Below are 16,326 nucleotides of genomic sequence, written 5' to 3'. Positions count from 1 at the left end.
AAACAGACCGGGTTTTGATAAACACTTTTGGTTGATTTGGTAATAATCGCTGACGGCCGAAGAGTGTCTGTCAATTTGTGTTGGATTTACGGGCGTCATCGCGAGCAGGCTCGCTCTTACTAGGGAAGTGGGGGGCGGGCAAGGGACTTGTACGTTAGTACCGACATTTTGTAGGGACTTGTTACTACCATCGTCGAATGGTTCTATAGGCCCGCCCCAGGCTACAACGGGACCATACAAAAACAACTATGTCACCGAGGTAAGAAAGATGAGTGCGGCTTCTCTGTATCCTGTTCGTCCCGAGGTTGCGGCTAGCACGCTGACTGACGAGGCGACCTACAAGGCCATGTACCAACAGTCGGTGGTCAACCCGGATGGTTTCTGGCGCGAGCAGGCCAAGCGCCTCGACTGGATCAAGCCTTTCACCACGGTGAAGCAGACATCCTTCGACGATCACCATGTCGACATCAAGTGGTTTGCCGATGGCACGTTGAACGTGTCCTACAACTGCCTGGACCGTCACCTGGCCGAGCGTGGCGATCAGGTGGCGATCATCTGGGAAGGCGACGATCCGTCCGAGAGTCGTAACATTACTTATCGCGAGCTGCATGAAGAAGTCTGCAAGTTCGCCAACGCCCTGCGTGGCCAGGATGTGCACCGCGGCGACGTCGTGACCATCTACATGCCGATGATCCCCGAAGCCGTAGTCGCCATGCTGGCCTGTGCCCGGATCGGCGCGATCCACTCGGTGGTGTTCGGTGGCTTCTCCCCTGAAGCCTTGGCCGGGCGGATCATCGACTGCAAATCCAAAGTGGTGATCACTGCCGACGAAGGTATTCGCGCCGGCAAGAAGATCCCGCTCAAGGCCAACGTCGACGATGCGCTGACCAACCCGGAAACCAGCAGCATCCAGAAAGTCATCGTGTGCAAGCGCACCGCGGGCAACATCAAGTGGAACCAGCACCGCGACATCTGGTACGAAGACCTGATGAAAGTGGCCGGCACCGTGTGCGCGCCGAAGGAAATGGGCGCCGAGGAAGCACTGTTCATCCTCTACACCTCCGGTTCCACCGGCAAGCCCAAGGGCGTGCAGCACACCACGGCCGGCTACCTGCTCTACGCGTCCCTGACCCATGAGCGCGTGTTCGACTACAAACCGGGCGAAATCTACTGGTGCACCGCCGACGTCGGCTGGGTCACCGGCCACAGCTACATTGTCTACGGCCCGCTGGCCAACGGCGCGACCACGTTGCTGTTCGAAGGCGTGCCGAACTACCCGGACATCACCCGCGTTGCCCAGGTCATCGACAAGCACAAGGTCAACATCCTCTACACCGCGCCGACTGCGATCCGCGCCATGATGGCCTCGGGCACCGCCGCGGTCGACGGCGCCGACGGCAGCAGCCTGCGCCTGTTGGGTTCGGTGGGCGAGCCGATCAACCCGGAAGCCTGGGACTGGTACTACAAGAATGTCGGCAAGGAACGTTGCCCGATCGTCGACACCTGGTGGCAAACCGAAACCGGTGGCGTGCTGATCAGCCCGTTGCCGGGCGCCACGGCGTTGAAGCCAGGTTCGGCCACGCGTCCGTTCTTCGGCGTGGTACCGGCACTGGTGGACAACCTCGGCAACCTGATCGAAGGCGCGGCCGAAGGCAACCTGGTGATCCTCGATTCCTGGCCAGGTCAGGCGCGGACGCTGTACGGCGACCACGACCGTTTCGTCGACACTTACTTCAAGACCTTCAGCGGCATGTACTTCACCGGTGACGGTGCCCGTCGCGACGAGGATGGCTACTACTGGATCACCGGTCGGGTGGACGACGTGCTCAACGTGTCCGGCCACCGCATGGGCACCGCCGAGATCGAAAGCGCCATGGTTGCCCACCCGAAAGTCGCCGAAGCAGCAGTGGTGGGTGTGCCTCACGACATCAAGGGGCAGGGGATCTACGTCTACGTCACCCTCAACGCGGGCGAAGAAACCAGCGAAGCGCTGCGCCTGGAGCTGAAGAACTGGGTGCGCAAGGAGATCGGCCCGATTGCTTCGCCGGATGTCATCCAGTGGGCGCCGGGTTTGCCGAAAACCCGCTCGGGCAAGATCATGCGCCGCATCCTGCGCAAGATCGCCACGGCGGAATACGACAGCCTGGGCGATATCTCCACCCTGGCTGATCCGAGCGTGGTAGCGCACCTGATCGAGACGCACAAGACCATGAACGTCGCTTGACGCTCACCGCTAGAACCGAAAGCCCCGCCCGGTAGTTGCCGGGTGGGGCTTTTTTCGTTTGTGAGGCACAACTTGTGGAAGCAAAGCTTGTGGGGATACAGCTGTGGGAGCAAAGCTTGCTCGCGATGCAGGCGCCTCGGTTTCCGAAAGACCGCATCGCCTGCATCGCGGGCAAGCCTTGCTCCCACAGTTCACACAGCCCCGCAGCCCGCCACAAACCCACAACCCCGGCGGCGAATAAATATCGATCTTTAAAGTGGGACGCTTCCGAGCGTTACCGAGGTTTCGAAATGTGTAACCCAAGGCACCGCAACGGGGCGACGGGAAACGCAAAGCCCTGTTTCAGGGCGTTTGCAAGCGCCTCGAAAAATTAGGCGACACGCTGTGCTTGCCGGATTAGAAGGGTTTGCGAATAATGGGCCCGCTATTTGCAGCTTAGATCGGTTCCCCTTCTTTTGCTCTTGCATGAATTTGCGGGGCTGTCAATGCGCTCGAACAGCTTTCTCGGTGCTTCTGTAATTTGTTGTCGCATTGAAGAAATATCGGCTTCGGGCCTGTCGTTAGAATGCCGATCACTCGCTCGTCGTGGCCTGTGTTGAATCGAACGCAGGCTTCCTAGGACGCAGCCGTCCACCCATTCGCATATTGGGCTGTTGCTCACTCTGCCGTTTTGCCCTTTACCGATGGAGTCCCAAGATGAAGAAACTCGTGCTGCTTGGCGCCCTGGCACTGTCCGTGCTGTCCTTGCCGACCTTCGCCGATGAAAAGCCCCTGAAGATCGGTATCGAAGCGGCGTACCCTCCGTTTGCCTCGAAAGCCCCGGACGGCAGCATCGTGGGTTTTGACTACGACATCGGCAATGCGCTGTGCGAAGAGATGAAGGTCAAGTGCCAATGGGTCGAGCAGGAGTTCGACGGCCTGATCCCGGCGCTGAAAGTGCGCAAGATCGATGCGATCCTGTCTTCGATGTCCATCACTGAAGATCGCAAGAAGTCCGTGGACTTCACCAACAAGTACTACAACACCCCGGCGCGTCTGGTGATGAAGGCCGGTACCCAGGTCAGCGATAGTTTGGCCGAGCTCAAGGGCAAAAACATCGGCGTGCAGCGCGGTTCGATCCACGAACGCTTCGCCCGTGAAGTCCTGGCCCCGTTGGGTGCCGAGATCAAGCCATACGGCTCGCAGAATGAAATCTACCTCGACGTGTCCGCCGGGCGCCTCGACGGTACCGTGGCAGACGCCACTCTGCTGGACGACGGTTTCCTGAAGACCGACGCCGGTAAAGGTTTTGCTTTCGTAGGCCCGGCCTTCACCGATGAGAAGTACTTCGGCGATGGTATTGGTATCGCGGTTCGCAAGGGCGATGCCCTGAAAGACAAGATCAACAGCGCGATTGCCGCCATTCGTGCGAATGGCAAATACAAGCAGATCCAGGACAAGTACTTCGCCTTCGACATCTACGGCAAGTAACGACGTCTCGCTACTCGTGCGAAATGGCGCAAGCAACAGGCTCCCTGCGGTTTGCGCCATTTTTTCATCCCACTTTCGAGGACCTGAATCATGTTGAAAGGCTACGGGGCTGTCATCCTCGATGGCGCATGGTTGACGCTTCAGCTCGCCTTGTCGTCCATGGCCCTGGCCATCGTTCTGGGGCTGATCGGGGTCGCGTTGCGCCTCTCGCCGGTGCGTTGGCTGGCGTGGTTGGGCGACCTGTACTCTACCGTTATTCGCGGCATCCCCGACCTGGTGCTGATCCTGCTGATCTTCTACGGCGGCCAGGACTTGCTCAACCGTGTGGCGCCGATGCTGGGTTATGACGACTACATCGATCTGAACCCGCTGGCGGCTGGTATCGGCACCCTGGGTTTCATCTTCGGCGCGTACCTGTCGGAAACCTTTCGCGGCGCGTTCATGGCCATCCCCAAGGGGCAAGCCGAGGCGGGCCTGGCGTATGGCATGAGTGGCGTGCAGGTGTTCTTCCGGGTGATGGTGCCGCAGATGATTCGCCTGGCGATCCCGGGGTTCACCAACAACTGGCTGGTGTTGACCAAGGCCACCGCGCTGATTTCGGTGGTGGGCCTGCAAGACATGATGTTCAAGGCCAAGCAGGCGGCGGATGCCACTCGTGAGCCTTTCACCTTCTTCCTGGCAGTGGCGGCGATGTACCTGGTGATCACCAGTGTCTCGTTGCTGGCATTGCGTCACCTCGAGAAGCGCTACTCGGTAGGCGTAAGGGCGGCTGATCTATGATCTTCGACTACAACGTCATCTATGACGCCTTGCCGCTGTACTTCAGCGGCCTGCTGACCACCTTGAAGCTGCTGGCCCTGTCGCTGTTCTTCGGTCTGCTGGCGGCGTTGCCCCTGGGCCTGATGCGGGTGTCCAAGCAGCCCGTCGTCAACATGACGGCCTGGCTCTACACCTACGTGATCCGTGGCACGCCGATGCTGGTGCAGCTGTTCCTGATCTACTACGGGCTGGCACAGTTCGAGTTCGTGCGCGAGAGCTTCCTCTGGCCATGGCTGTCCAGCGCGACCTTCTGTGCGTGCCTGGCATTCGCCATCAACACCAGCGCCTACACCGCCGAGATCATTGCCGGCAGCCTGCGGGCCACGCCCAACGGTGAAATCGAAGCGGCCAAGGCCATGGGGATGTCGCGCGCCAAGCTGTATCGCCGGATCCTGCTGCCGTCGGCACTGCGCCGGGCGCTGCCGCAATACAGCAACGAAGTGATCATGATGTTGCAGACCACCAGTCTGGCGTCCATCGTGACCCTGATCGACATCACCGGTGCCGCGCGCACGGTGAACGCTCAGTATTACTTGCCGTTCGAGGCTTACATCACGGCCGGTGCCTTCTACCTGTGCCTGACCTTCATCCTGGTGCGCCTGTTCAAACTGGCCGAGCGTCGCTGGCTGAGTTACCTGGCCCCGCGCAAGCACTGATAACGCATCGACCCGCTCGACTGCTCAACGACTGACGTTTTGTGAGAACCGACCGCATGTACAAGCTTGAAGTCCAAGACCTGCATAAACGCTATGGCAGTCACGAAGTGCTCAAGGGCGTGTCCCTGAAGGCCGCCGCCGGCGATGTGATCAGCATCATCGGCTCCAGTGGCTCCGGCAAGAGCACCTTCCTGCGTTGCATCAACTTGCTTGAGCAACCCCATGCCGGCAAGATCCTGCTCAACAACGAAGAGCTGAAACTGGTGGCCGGCAAGGACGGCGCCTTGAAGGCGGCGGACCCCAAGCAGCTGCAGCGCATGCGCTCGCGGTTGTCGATGGTGTTCCAGCATTTCAACCTGTGGTCCCACATGACGGCGTTGGAAAACATCATCGAAGCACCGGTGCATGTGCTGGGCGTGTCCAAGGCCGAGGCTCGCGAGAAGGCCGAGCACTACCTGAACAAGGTTGGCGTGGCTCACCGTAAGGACGCTTACCCGGGCCACATGTCCGGTGGCGAACAGCAGCGCGTGGCAATTGCCCGTGCGCTGGCGATGGAGCCTGAAGTGATGCTGTTCGACGAGCCGACCTCGGCGCTGGACCCGGAGCTGGTGGGCGATGTGCTCAAGGTGATGCAAGCCCTGGCCCTGGAAGGTCGGACCATGGTGGTGGTGACCCACGAAATGGGCTTTGCCCGCGAGGTGTCCAACCAGCTGGTGTTCCTGCACAAGGGGATCGTCGAGGAAAGCGGCAACCCGCGGGAAGTGCTGGTCAATCCGCAGTCGGAACGCTTGCAACAATTTCTGTCGGGCAGCCTGAAGTAACCGCTCCCGTTACGCACCTGATTTGGATCATGCCGCGCACTCGGTGCCAGATGGTCTAATTTGGTTGCAGCCGCTTTTGGCTTTAACACTGTTTTCGCTTCGGATTGCCCGCCATGACTGCCCATCGAATTGGTTTCCTGATTTGGCCCAGCACTAAAGCCTTGACGCTGGCGCTGGCCGAGGAGGCCTTGCGTGTCGCTCAGCGGGTGCATCCTGAAGTGATCTACGAACTGTCGTTCCTGCAGGCCGAGCCGCCGGTCGAGAATGGCTGGCAACTGCCGGGCGAGCCTTGGGCGGGCAAGCTCGAAGGCTTGCAGAAGCTGTTCCTGCTGGCCGATGAACCGCCGGCTGCACTGGCTTCGAACCTGAGCAGTGCCCTCAAGCAACTGGTGCGTGCCGGTTGTGTGATCGGCGGGTTGTCGGCCGGTGTCTATCCCCTGGCCCAGCTAGGCTTGCTCGACGGTTACCGCGCCGCCGTGCACTGGCGTTGGCAGGATGATTTCTCCGAGCGTTTCCCCAAGGTCATCGCCACCAGCCACTTGTTCGACTGGGACCGCGATCGCCTGACCGCCTGCGGTGGCATGTCGGTACTCGACCTGTTGCTGGCGGTGCTGGCCCGGGACCACGGCGCGGAGCTTTCCGGGGCGGTATCGGAAGAGCTGGTGGTCGAGCGCATCCGCGAAGGTGGCGAGCGCCAGCGCATTCCGTTGCAAAACCGCCTGGGCTCCAGCCATCCGAAGCTCACCCAGGCCGTGCTGTTGATGGAAGCCAACATCGAAGAACCGCTGACCACCGACGAAATCGCCCAGCATGTGTGCGTCTCCCGCCGGCAACTGGAGCGGATCTTCAAGCAATACCTCAACCGCGTGCCGAGCCAGTATTACCTGGAACTGCGCCTGAACAAGGCCCGGCAGATGTTGATGCAGACCAGCAAATCCATCATCCAGATCGGCCTGTCCTGTGGCTTCTCCTCGGGGCCGCATTTCTCCAGCGCCTACCGCAACTTCTTCGGCGCCACGCCGCGGGAAGATCGCAACCAGCGGCGCAGCAGTAATCCCTTCGAATTGTCTTCGGTGCCATCCGAGCGCGGCTAGGACTAGCCTGCGGGGCTGTGGTTGCTGTGGGAGCAAGGCTTGCCCGCGATGCAGGCGCCCGCATTTATACAGGCTAACCGAGTCATCTTCATCGCGAGCAAGCTTTGCTCCCACAGATCCTCCCCATAGGCGTTGTGTGTGTTAATGGAAATCTGGATGCCGGCACCTCAAATCCCGCCACAACGTTTAAACTGCGCCTTTGCGACGCTATTTGTCGCATTGCCATAAACCCGCTGAAAACGGGGGTTGGCGCTATAAGAAGTTGTCGCTTGGCGACAAGGCCGGGCCGAAAACTGTCCTTACAATCCCTCCATCACTCGCCAGTTCCAGGCGGGTGTTCCTCTTCAGGAGACTCCGATGTCCGTTGAGCAAGCCGCCGTACAACGCGCCGATTTCGACCAGGTAATGGTCCCCAACTATGCACCTGCGGCCTTCATTCCGGTGCGTGGCGCCGGTTCCCGTGTGTGGGACCAGTCCGGTCGCGAGTTGATCGATTTCGCCGGCGGTATCGCGGTCAACGTGCTGGGTCATGCCCACCCCGCATTGGTTGGAGCCTTGACCGAACAGGCCAACAAGCTGTGGCACGTGTCCAACGTTTTTACCAACGAGCCGGCGCTGCGCCTGGCCCATAAACTGGTCGATGCGACCTTCGCCGAGCGCGTGTTCTTCTGCAACTCCGGCGCCGAAGCCAACGAGGCCGCCTTCAAGCTGGCCCGTCGTGTCGGGTTCGACCGTTTCGGCAGCGAGAAGTACGAGATCATCGCCGCGCTCAACAGCTTCCACGGTCGCACCCTGTTCACCGTCAACGTTGGCGGGCAGTCGAAGTACTCCGACGGTTTCGGTCCTAAAATTACCGGCATCACCCACGTTCCCTACAATGACCTGGCGGCGTTGAAAGCGGCTGTTTCGGACAAGACCTGCGCCGTGGTTCTGGAACCGATCCAGGGCGAGGGCGGCGTGTTGCCAGCCGAGCGGGACTACCTGCAAGGCGCCCGTGAGCTGTGCGATGCGCACAACGCACTGTTGGTGTTCGACGAAGTGCAGACCGGCATGGGCCGCAGCGGCGAATTGTTTGCCTACATGCATTACGGCGTGACCCCGGACATCCTCACCAGTGCCAAGAGCCTGGGCGGCGGTTTCCCGATCGCGGCGATGCTCACCACCGAAGCGCTGGCCAAGCACCTGGTGGTGGGTACCCACGGCACCACCTACGGCGGCAACCCACTGGCATGCGCCGTGGCCGAGGCAGTGATCGATGTGGTGAATACCCCTGAAGTGCTCGGCGGTGTGAAGGCCAAGCATGACAAGTTCAAGACCCGCCTGGAGCAGATCGGGGCCAAATACGGCCTGTTCACTCAGGTGCGTGGCCTGGGCCTGTTGATCGGCTGCGTGCTGAACGACGCCTGGAAAGGCAAGGCCAAGGACATCTTCAACGCCGCCGAACAGGAGGGCCTGATGATTCTGCAAGCCGGTCCGGACGTGATTCGCTTCGCCCCGAGCCTGGTGGTGGAAGACGCCGACATCGACGCCGGCCTGGACCGCTTCGAACGGGCCGCGGCGAAGCTGACCCAGGTTTGATCCTTACAGGCTGAACCGGCTCCATGGGGAGCCAGGTTCCTGTGGGAGCTGAGCTTGCTCGCGATGGGATCGCCTCGGTTTGACAGGTAGAGCTCATTGTCTGCATCGCGAGCAAGCTTTGCTCCCACAGGGAGCCTGTATTTTTTCTTGTGTATCGACCTCTTTCGGTCGACCCCTTTATTTCAAGTAAGGAGTGACACCATGCTGGTGATGCGCCCCGCGCAAATGGCTGATCTGGGCGAGGTACAGCGTCTGGCTGCGGACAGCCCGATCGGTGTCACTTCCTTGCCGGATGACGTGGAACGCCTGAGCGACAAGATCGCCGCAAGCGAAGCCTCGTTTGCCGCCGAAGTCAGTTTCAATGGCGAAGAAAGCTATTTCTTCGTCCTGGAAGACACCGCCACCGGCAAACTGGCGGGCTGTTCGGCCATCGTCGCGTCGGCCGGTTACTCCGAGCCGTTCTATAGCTTCCGCAACGAAACGTTCGTTCACGCGTCCCGCGAACTGAAGATCCACAACAAGATCCATGTGTTGTCCCAGTGCCACGACCTGACTGGCAACAGCCTGCTGACCAGCTTCTATGTGGTCCCTGAACTGGTCGGCTCGCCCTGGGCGGAACTCAATTCTCGCGGACGCCTGCTGTTCGTCGCCAGCCATCCGGAGCGGTTCGCCGATTCGGTGGTCACCGAGATTGTCGGTTACAGCGATGAGAATGGCGATTCGCCGTTCTGGGACGCCATCGGCCGTAACTTCTTCGACCTCAACTACGCCGCCGCCGAGCGTTTGTGCGGGCTGAAAAGCCGTACGTTCCTCGCCGAGCTGATGCCTCATTATCCGATCTACGTGCCGCTGCTGCCGGACGCTGCCCAGGAAGCCATGGGCCAGGTTCATCCACGTGCGCAGATCACCTTCGACATTCTGATGCGCGAGGGTTTCGAAACCGATCACTACATCGACATTTTTGACGGTGGCCCGACCCTGCATGCCCGTGTCTCGGGGATCCGCTCGATTGCCCAGAGCCGCGTGGTGCCGGTGAGGATCGGCGAGCCCGTCAAGGGTGCCGGTCGCCAATATCTGGTGGCCAATGCCCAGTTGCAGGATTACCGCGCCGTGCTGCTCGAGCTCGATTACGCGCCGGGCAAACCGGTGACCCTGGACATGGAAGCGGCCGAGGCCCTGGGCGTCGGCGAAGGCGCCAGCGTGCGCCTGGTGGCGGTTTAATGAGTTTCGCGGGCGGCGTGAGCGGCCCGTTTGAGGAGATAGCATGATCGTTCGTCCCGTACGCAGCAGCGATTTACCCGCCCTGATCGCCCTGGCCCGCAGCACCGGCACCGGCCTGACCACCTTGCCAGCCAACGAAGAGCGCCTGGCCCATCGGGTCGGCTGGGCCGAGAAGACTTTTCGCGGCGAGGCCGGGCGCGGCGATGCGGATTATCTGTTCGTGCTTGAGGACGACGACGGCAAAGTGGTGGGCATTTCCGCCATTGCCGGTGCCGTAGGGCTGCGTGAGCCCTGGTACAACTTCCGCGTCGGCCTCACGGTCAGTGCTTCCCAGGAATTGAACATCTATCGGGAAATCCCGACCCTGTTCCTGGCCAACGACCTGACCGGTAACTCCGAGTTGTGTTCGCTGTTCCTGCACGCCGATTACCGCAATGGCCTCAACGGTCGCATGCTGGCCAAGGCGCGGTTGCTGTTCATCGCCGAATTCCCGCAACTGTTCGGCAACAAGATCATCGCCGAAATGCGTGGCATGTCCGATGAAACCGGTCGTTCGCCCTTCTGGGAAAGCCTGGGCAGGCACTTCTTCAAGATGGAATTCAGTCAGGCCGATTACTTGACCGGCGTGGGTAACAAGGCGTTCATCGCCGAGCTGATGCCCAAGTTTCCGCTGTACACCTGCTTCCTGTCCGAGGATGCCCGGGCCGTGATCGGCCAGGTTCACCCGGACACCGAACCTGCGTTGTCGATGCTCAAGAGCGAAGGGTTCAATTACCAGGGTTACGTCGACATCTTCGACGCCGGCCCGGCCGTGGAATGCGAGACCGCCAAGATCCGCGCGGTTCGCGATAGCCAGGCGCTGGTATTGGCCATCGGCACGCCGGGTGACGACGCCACGCCGTTCCTCATTCATAACCGCAAGTGCCTGGACTGCCGCATCACGGCCGCTCCGGCGCGCTTCGCCTCGGGAACCCTGGTGGTCGATCCGCTGACCGCCAAACGTCTTCAACTCAACGCCGGCGACCAGGTGCGTGCCGTTGCGTTGTCCGCTGCTCGGGAGTCGAAATGATGAAGTCGCTGTACATCGCGGGAAGTTGGCTCGAAGGCCAGGGCGACGTCTTCGAGTCGTTGAACCCGGTGACCCAGCAGGTGTTGTGGTCGGGCAAGGGCGCCACGGCGGCGCAGGTCGAGTCGGCGGTGCAGGCAGCGCGCCAGGCGTTCCCGGACTGGGCGCGACGCTCTCTGGATGAGCGTATCCAGGTGATGGAAGCGTTTGCCGCTGCCTTGAAGGGCCACGCTGACGAACTGGCCCATTGCATCGGTGAGGAAACCGGCAAGCCGCTGTGGGAAGCTGCCACTGAAGTCACCAGCATGGTCAACAAAGTCGCTATCTCGGTGCAGAGCTACCGCGAGCGCACTGGGGAGAAGAGCGGCCCGCTGGGCGACGCCACCGCCGTGTTGCGCCACAAACCCCACGGCGTGGTGGCGGTGTTTGGCCCCTACAATTTCCCCGGGCACTTGCCCAACGGCCATATCGTGCCGGCGCTGCTGGCCGGTAACAGCGTGCTGTTCAAGCCCAGCGAACTGACGCCGAAAGTCGCCGAGCTGACGGTCAAATGCTGGATCGAGGCCGGCCTGCCGGTGGGCGTGTTGAACCTGCTGCAAGGCGCCCGGGAAACCGGTATTGCCTTGGCGGCGAACCCAGGTATCGACGGGTTGTTCTTCACCGGCTCCAGCCGTACCGGCAATCTGCTGCATCAGCAATTTGCCGGTCGCCCGGACAAAATCCTGGCCCTGGAAATGGGCGGCAACAACCCGCTCGTGGTGGACGAGGTGGCGGATGTCGATGCGGCGGTGTACACCATCATCCAGTCCGCATTCATTTCCGCTGGCCAGCGTTGCACCTGCGCGCGCCGCCTGCTGGTGCCGGAAGGGGCGTGGGGCGATGCCTTGCTGGCGCGCCTGGTGGCGGTCAGCGCGACCCTTGAGGTCGGTGCCTTCGACCAACAACCGGCGCCGTTCATGGGGTCGGTGATTTCCCTGGCGGCAGCGAAAGCATTGATGGATGCCCAGAACCATCTGCTGGGCCTGGGGGCCGTGCCGTTGCTGGCCATGACCCAGCCAGTGCCCCAGGCGGCGTTGCTGACGCCGGGGATTCTGGACGTGACGGCGGTGGCCGAGCGGCCGGACGAAGAACTCTTCGGGCCGTTGTTGCAGGTGATCCGCTACACGGATTTCCCGGCAGCCATCGCCGAGGCCAACAACACCCAGTACGGCCTGGCCGCCGGATTGCTGTCCGATTCCCTGGCGCGTTACGAGCAGTTCTGGCTGCAAAGCCGAGCGGGCATCGTCAATTGGAATAAACAACTGACCGGCGCTGCCAGCAGCGCGCCGTTCGGCGGCGTCGGCGCCTCGGGCAACCATCGCGCCAGCGCCTATTACGCGGCCGACTATTGCGCGTACCCGGTGGCGTCTCTGGAAACCCCGAGCCTTGTCATGCCGGCTGCCCTGACGCCTGGCGTGAGAATGGCGTAGACCCCATCGCGGGCAAGCCTTGCTCCCACGGGTGTGTGCGGTCCCTGTTAGAACAAGGCTTGCCCCCACAGGCTTATGCAATCTCCTGTGGGAGCAAGGCTTGCCCGCGATAGCCGCGCCACCGTTGTTACTTGATGCCTATAAAAAACAGATTCTCGTGGAGCCTCGCTGATGAAATCCTTTGAAGTCAACTTTGACGGTCTAGTGGGGCCGACCCATAACTACGGCGGGCTCTCGTACGGCAACGTCGCGTCCCAGAGCAATAGCCAGCAGTCCTCCAACCCCAAGGAAGCGGCGTTGCAGGGCCTGGCGAAAATGAAAGCGCTGATGGACATGGGCTTCCAGCAAGGGGTGCTGGCGCCCCAGGAGCGCCCCGACGTAGCAGCCCTGCGTCGGCTTGGCTTTGCCGGCAGCGACGCCCAGGTCATCCAGCAGGCGGCGAAAGAAGCGATGCCGCTGCTGGTCGCCAGTTGCTCGGCTTCCAGCATGTGGGTGGCGAACGCCGCCACGGTCAGCCCGAGCGCCGACACCGCCGACGGCCGCGTGCATTTCACTGCCGCCAACCTCAACTGCAAATACCACCGCAGCATCGAGCACCCGACCACCAGTCGCGTCCTGGGGGCGATGTTCGCCGATCAGCAGCACTTCGCCCATCACGCCGCGTTGCCGGCGGTGGCGCAATTCGGCGACGAAGGCGCGGCCAACCACACCCGTTTCTGCCGGAGCTACGGCGAGGCCGGGGTCGAGTTCTTCGTGTTCGGACGCAGTGCCTTCGATACCCGTTACCCGGCGCCGCAAAAGTACCCGGCGCGCCAGACCCTCGAGGCGTCCCGCGCCGTCGCACGCCTGCACGGCTTGCGGGACGAGGGCGTGGTATACGCTCAGCAGAACCCGTTCGTGATCGATCAGGGTGTGTTCCATAACGATGTGATCGCGGTAGGCAACGGCGAGGTGCTGTTCTATCACGAGGACGCGTTCCTCGAGACCGAAAGGATGCTGGCTGAGCTGAACAGTAAACTCGCCAACGTCGGTGGGAAATTTCAATCCGTCTGCGTACCGCGTTCCGCGGTTACCGTCGACGATGCGGTTCGTTCCTACCTGTTCAATAGCCAGTTGCTGTCGCGTCCCGACGGCTCGATGCTCTTGATCGTACCGGAAGAGTGCCGCAGCAATGCGCGCGTCTGGCAATACCTGCAAGGCCTGACGAGCTCTGGCGGGGTCATCCGCGAAGTGAAAGTCTTCGACCTCAAGCAGAGCATGCAGAACGGCGGCGGCCCTGCTTGCCTGAGGTTGCGCGTGGCGCTCAACGAAACCGAACTGGCGGCCGTCAATCCAGGGGTTATCATGACCGCGTCGTTGTACGATTCGCTGACCCGGTGGGTCGAGCGTCATTACCGCGACCGCTTGACCGAGAGCGATCTGGCGGACCCGCAATTGTTGCTCGAATGCCGGTCGGCGCTGGATGAACTGACACAAATACTTAAACTGGGCGCGGTTTATCCATTCCAGATCAATTGAAAGCGCGCGCGACCTGACTACAGTCAAGGCAGGGCGCGTGGTCTTATCCCCGAACGAGAACGTAAAACATGAGTGATTCCCTGCAACTGATTCTTGAAGACACCGACGGCACCCAGCTGCAAACCTCCTGCACCCGCGTCGCGGTGATGTGGCAGGGCAAGGAGTTGTGGATCCAGCAGGATGGCCGCGGTCAGTTGCTGATCGGCGTGGACGTGGAGGAGGGGGACGAGGAATACGCCAACCTGTTGTTGCGCCCATTGGCCACCAACCTGGTCAGTCTGCAACTGGAAATGGAACCGGCCGACCTCGGCGACGATGACCATGTCCATGGCCCGGATTGCGGCCACGACCACTAAGGAAACCGCGCTATGCTCGCCCTCGGCAAACTGCTTGAACTGACCCTCGCCGGCCGTGAACCGGCGGAGAAGACTCAACTGACTGTCGAAGGCGTACGGATGCGCTGGTTGAGCGAGGGCGCGCTGGAGGTCAAGCCGCCCGAAGCCCGGGATAACGGCCTGGATTTACTGCTGTCGGCCGGTATCCACGGGAACGAAACCGCGCCGATCGAATTGCTCGACCGCCTGCTGCACGACATCGCCCGTGGCGACCTGAAGCCACGGGCCCGTATTCTGTTCCTGTTCGGCAACCCCGAGGCCATCCGCCGCGGCGAGCGCTTCGTCGATCAGGACGTCAACCGGCTGTTCAATGGCCGTCATGAACTGAGTGGCGGGCCCGAGGCGTTGCGGGCTTGCGAGCTGGAGCGGCTGGCGGCCAGTTTCTTCAATAAGCCGGAGCGCAGTCGCCTGCACTACGACCTGCACACTGCCATTCGCGGTTCGAAGATCGAACAGTTTGCCCTGTATCCATGGAAGGAAGGGCGACAGCATTCACGTCGCGAGCTGGCCCGTCTGCGCGCCGCCGGCATGGAAGCGGTACTGCTGCAAAACAAGCCTTCCATCGTGTTCAGCGCCTACACCTATGATCAGCTCGGCGCCGAGTCCTTTACCCTGGAGCTGGGCAAGGCCCGACCGTTCGGGCAAAACGGCGGCGTCAACGTCAGCCTGCTGGAGGCCCGCCTGAAGCAGATCATCGAAGGCGACGAGCCCGAGGAGGACGAGGGCCTGGACGGGCTCCAGCTGTTCAGCGTGGCGCGGGAAATCATCAAGCACAGCGACAGCTTTCGCCTGAACCTGCCAGCGGACATCGAGAACTTCTCTGAACTGGAAAAAGGCTACGTCCTGGCCGAAGACATTGCCCAGACCCGCTGGGTCATCGAAGAAGAGGGTGCCCGGATCATTTTCCCGAACCCCAAGGTCAAGAACGGCTTGCGGGCCGGGATTCTGATTGTGCCGGCGACCGACGAGAACCTGGCCTGAGACAACGAATTCCAGAATGTGGGAGCGAGCCGTGGGAGCAAAGCTTGCTCGCGATGGCGTCGGGTCAGGCTGCATTGATGTCGACTGACCCACCGCTATCGCGAGCAAGCCCGCTCCCACAGGGGATTTGCGTCTAGCGTCAGACCGCGACCGCCCGCTGCTCAGTGCGACGCAACGCCCTGGTCTTGTGCAACGTATCGGCACAGGTCTTCGCCGCTTCCTGGCCCTTGTGCACGAAATGCTCGAAGAAGAATTTCTGATGCTCCTCCCCGGCATGGAAGTGATGCGGCGTGAGCACGACCGAGAACACCGGCACTTCGGTTTCCAACTGGACCTGCATCAGGCCGCTGATCACCGACTGGGCGACGAACTCGTGGCGATAGATGCCGCCATCCACCACCAGACCGGCGGCGACGACGCCGGCGTAGCGGCCTGACTTGGCCAGCAGCTTGGCATGCAGCGGGATTTCGAAGGCGCCGCCGACTTCGAAGAAGTCGATATCGCTCTCCTGATAACCCTGGTTGATCATCTCAGCGACAAAGCCTTTGCGGCTCTGGTCGACGATTTCCTTGTGCCAGCAAGCCTGGATGAACGCAATGCGCTCGCCTGGATGGTGTTTGGTCTTGCTGTCGATTGCGGTGGGTTGCATGTTCTGGTTCCTGTTTGTTTGAAAAACAGGGCGTCATGAATCGAAGGGGATTCGAGGGTACGCCGCGAACAGACGGTCGCAGGCGGCCCTTGGGTGCCAATCCCGTTCTCTCTTCATCCGGACTATGACCGTCGGCCCCGGAATCACACCGGGTCTGCTGACCTTGCCGCTGCACCACCAAAAGCCGTGCATCGCCAAGCGCTCGCGGGCTATGCACATAGTGCAATTACCGCCGGTGGGGAATTGCACCCCGCCCTGAGAACGTTATGCCGCCATGTCGTGTGCGGCGTAGGATTTTTAACACATAACCTTTGTGGGAGCGAGCGGTGGGAGCAAAGCTTGCTCGCGATGGCGCCAACACATTT

14 protein-coding genes and 1 riboswitch are annotated in these 16,326 nt (G+C 61.4%); of the genes, 13 read left to right on the top strand and 1 reads right to left on the bottom strand.

What is annotated here, in order from left to right; genetic code table 11:
• Window positions 1-268: 268 nt before the first annotated feature.
• The 13 genes from acs to astE all read left to right on the top strand — a co-directional run bounded on the left by acs (window position 269) and on the right by astE (window position 15,312).
• Entirely contained in the window at window positions 269-2,224 is a 1,956-nt protein-coding gene (gene acs / locus LCU97_RS10285; RefSeq protein WP_232776306.1) for an acetate--CoA ligase, read from the top strand.
• A gap of 696 nt (window positions 2,225-2,920) precedes the next feature.
• Window positions 2,921-3,694, top strand: coding sequence for an ABC transporter substrate-binding protein (locus tag LCU97_RS10280; RefSeq protein WP_232776304.1), 774 nt, complete (start codon window positions 2,921-2,923; stop codon window positions 3,692-3,694).
• A 90-nt stretch (window positions 3,695-3,784) separates the two neighbouring features.
• Complete coding sequence (locus LCU97_RS10275) at window positions 3,785-4,474, top strand: ABC transporter permease (protein WP_053147216.1); 690 nt, start codon at window positions 3,785-3,787, stop codon at window positions 4,472-4,474.
• A complete protein-coding gene (locus LCU97_RS10270) occupies window positions 4,471-5,169 on the top strand; it encodes an ABC transporter permease (protein ID WP_053147218.1) in 699 nt (232 codons plus the stop codon). Before LCU97_RS10275 ends, LCU97_RS10270 begins: the two co-directional genes overlap by 4 nt.
• Window positions 5,170-5,225: 56 nt before the next feature.
• Window positions 5,226-5,990, top strand: a complete 765-nt coding sequence (locus LCU97_RS10265) for an ABC transporter ATP-binding protein (protein ID WP_053147221.1) — start codon at window positions 5,226-5,228, stop codon at window positions 5,988-5,990.
• Window positions 5,991-6,103: 113 nt separating this feature from the next.
• Window positions 6,104-7,084, top strand: a complete 981-nt coding sequence (argR, locus tag LCU97_RS10260; protein ID WP_053147223.1) for a transcriptional regulator ArgR — start codon at window positions 6,104-6,106, stop codon at window positions 7,082-7,084.
• A 357-nt stretch (window positions 7,085-7,441) separates the two neighbouring features.
• Window positions 7,442-8,662: an aspartate aminotransferase family protein gene (locus tag LCU97_RS10255; RefSeq protein WP_053147224.1), complete on the top strand. Its 1,221-nt coding sequence runs from the start codon at window positions 7,442-7,444 to the stop codon at window positions 8,660-8,662.
• A 201-nt stretch (window positions 8,663-8,863) separates the two neighbouring features.
• Window positions 8,864-9,883, top strand: coding sequence for an arginine/ornithine succinyltransferase subunit alpha (gene aruF, locus LCU97_RS10250; protein WP_053147227.1), 1,020 nt, complete (start codon window positions 8,864-8,866; stop codon window positions 9,881-9,883).
• Window positions 9,884-9,926: 43 nt separating this feature from the next.
• Entirely contained in the window at window positions 9,927-10,952 is a 1,026-nt protein-coding gene (gene astA / locus LCU97_RS10245) for an arginine N-succinyltransferase (protein WP_053147229.1), read from the top strand.
• On the top strand, window positions 10,949-12,418 hold the full coding sequence (gene astD / locus LCU97_RS10240) for a succinylglutamate-semialdehyde dehydrogenase (protein WP_172679580.1): 1,470 nt from the start codon (window positions 10,949-10,951) through the stop codon (window positions 12,416-12,418). The genes astA and astD overlap by 4 nt, the downstream gene beginning before the upstream one ends.
• A gap of 171 nt (window positions 12,419-12,589) precedes the next feature.
• Entirely contained in the window at window positions 12,590-13,936 is a 1,347-nt protein-coding gene (gene astB, locus LCU97_RS10235; RefSeq protein WP_053147233.1) for an N-succinylarginine dihydrolase, read from the top strand.
• A 68-nt stretch (window positions 13,937-14,004) separates the two neighbouring features.
• A complete protein-coding gene (locus LCU97_RS10230) occupies window positions 14,005-14,292 on the top strand; it encodes a hypothetical protein (RefSeq protein ID WP_053147236.1) in 288 nt (95 codons plus the stop codon).
• 12 nt (window positions 14,293-14,304) lie between these two features.
• Entirely contained in the window at window positions 14,305-15,312 is a 1,008-nt protein-coding gene (astE, locus tag LCU97_RS10225; RefSeq protein ID WP_232776302.1) for a succinylglutamate desuccinylase, read from the top strand.
• A 139-nt stretch (window positions 15,313-15,451) separates the two neighbouring features.
• Here astE and LCU97_RS10220 read toward each other — a convergent pair whose 3' ends face one another.
• Window positions 15,452-15,961 carry a 6,7-dimethyl-8-ribityllumazine synthase gene (locus LCU97_RS10220; RefSeq protein ID WP_053147240.1) on the bottom strand — a complete coding sequence of 170 codons (510 nt, stop codon included), beginning with the start codon at window positions 15,959-15,961 and terminating at the stop codon, window positions 15,452-15,454.
• A gap of 100 nt (window positions 15,962-16,061) precedes the next feature.
• Window positions 16,062-16,228, bottom strand: a riboswitch (FMN riboswitch).
• Between the last annotated feature and the right edge of the window lie 98 nt (window positions 16,229-16,326).

It is taken from the genome of Pseudomonas uvaldensis, assembly GCF_021271205.1.
GTDB classification, from domain to species: Bacteria; Pseudomonadota; Gammaproteobacteria; order Pseudomonadales; family Pseudomonadaceae; genus Aquipseudomonas; species Aquipseudomonas uvaldensis.
The sequence above is the reverse complement of the archived record's forward strand: the minus strand, read 5'-3'. Positions and strand labels throughout refer to the sequence as shown.

What these genes read in the sequence shown, in the direction of transcription:
- aruF (WP_053147227.1), top strand. Translation starts at nt 8,864, where the DNA reads ATGCTGGTGATGCGCCCCGCGCAAATGGCTGATCTGGGCGAGGTACAG.
- astB (WP_053147233.1), top strand. Translation starts at nt 12,590, where the DNA reads ATGAAATCCTTTGAAGTCAACTTTGACGGTCTAGTGGGGCCGACCCAT.
- argR (WP_053147223.1), top strand. Translation starts at nt 6,104, where the DNA reads ATGACTGCCCATCGAATTGGTTTCCTGATTTGGCCCAGCACTAAAGCC.
- LCU97_RS10255 (WP_053147224.1), top strand. Translation starts at nt 7,442, where the DNA reads ATGTCCGTTGAGCAAGCCGCCGTACAACGCGCCGATTTCGACCAGGTA.
- LCU97_RS10265 (WP_053147221.1), top strand. Translation starts at nt 5,226, where the DNA reads ATGTACAAGCTTGAAGTCCAAGACCTGCATAAACGCTATGGCAGTCAC.
- LCU97_RS10270 (WP_053147218.1), top strand. Translation starts at nt 4,471, where the DNA reads ATGATCTTCGACTACAACGTCATCTATGACGCCTTGCCGCTGTACTTC.
- LCU97_RS10230 (WP_053147236.1), top strand. Translation starts at nt 14,005, where the DNA reads ATGAGTGATTCCCTGCAACTGATTCTTGAAGACACCGACGGCACCCAG.
- LCU97_RS10280 (WP_232776304.1), top strand. Translation starts at nt 2,921, where the DNA reads ATGAAGAAACTCGTGCTGCTTGGCGCCCTGGCACTGTCCGTGCTGTCC.
- astE (WP_232776302.1), top strand. Translation starts at nt 14,305, where the DNA reads ATGCTCGCCCTCGGCAAACTGCTTGAACTGACCCTCGCCGGCCGTGAA.
- LCU97_RS10220 (WP_053147240.1), bottom strand. Translation starts at nt 15,961, where the DNA reads ATGCAACCCACCGCAATCGACAGCAAGACCAAACACCATCCAGGCGAG.
- astA (WP_053147229.1), top strand. Translation starts at nt 9,927, where the DNA reads ATGATCGTTCGTCCCGTACGCAGCAGCGATTTACCCGCCCTGATCGCC.
- astD (WP_172679580.1), top strand. Translation starts at nt 10,949, where the DNA reads ATGATGAAGTCGCTGTACATCGCGGGAAGTTGGCTCGAAGGCCAGGGC.
- acs (WP_232776306.1), top strand. Translation starts at nt 269, where the DNA reads ATGAGTGCGGCTTCTCTGTATCCTGTTCGTCCCGAGGTTGCGGCTAGC.
- LCU97_RS10275 (WP_053147216.1), top strand. Translation starts at nt 3,785, where the DNA reads ATGTTGAAAGGCTACGGGGCTGTCATCCTCGATGGCGCATGGTTGACG.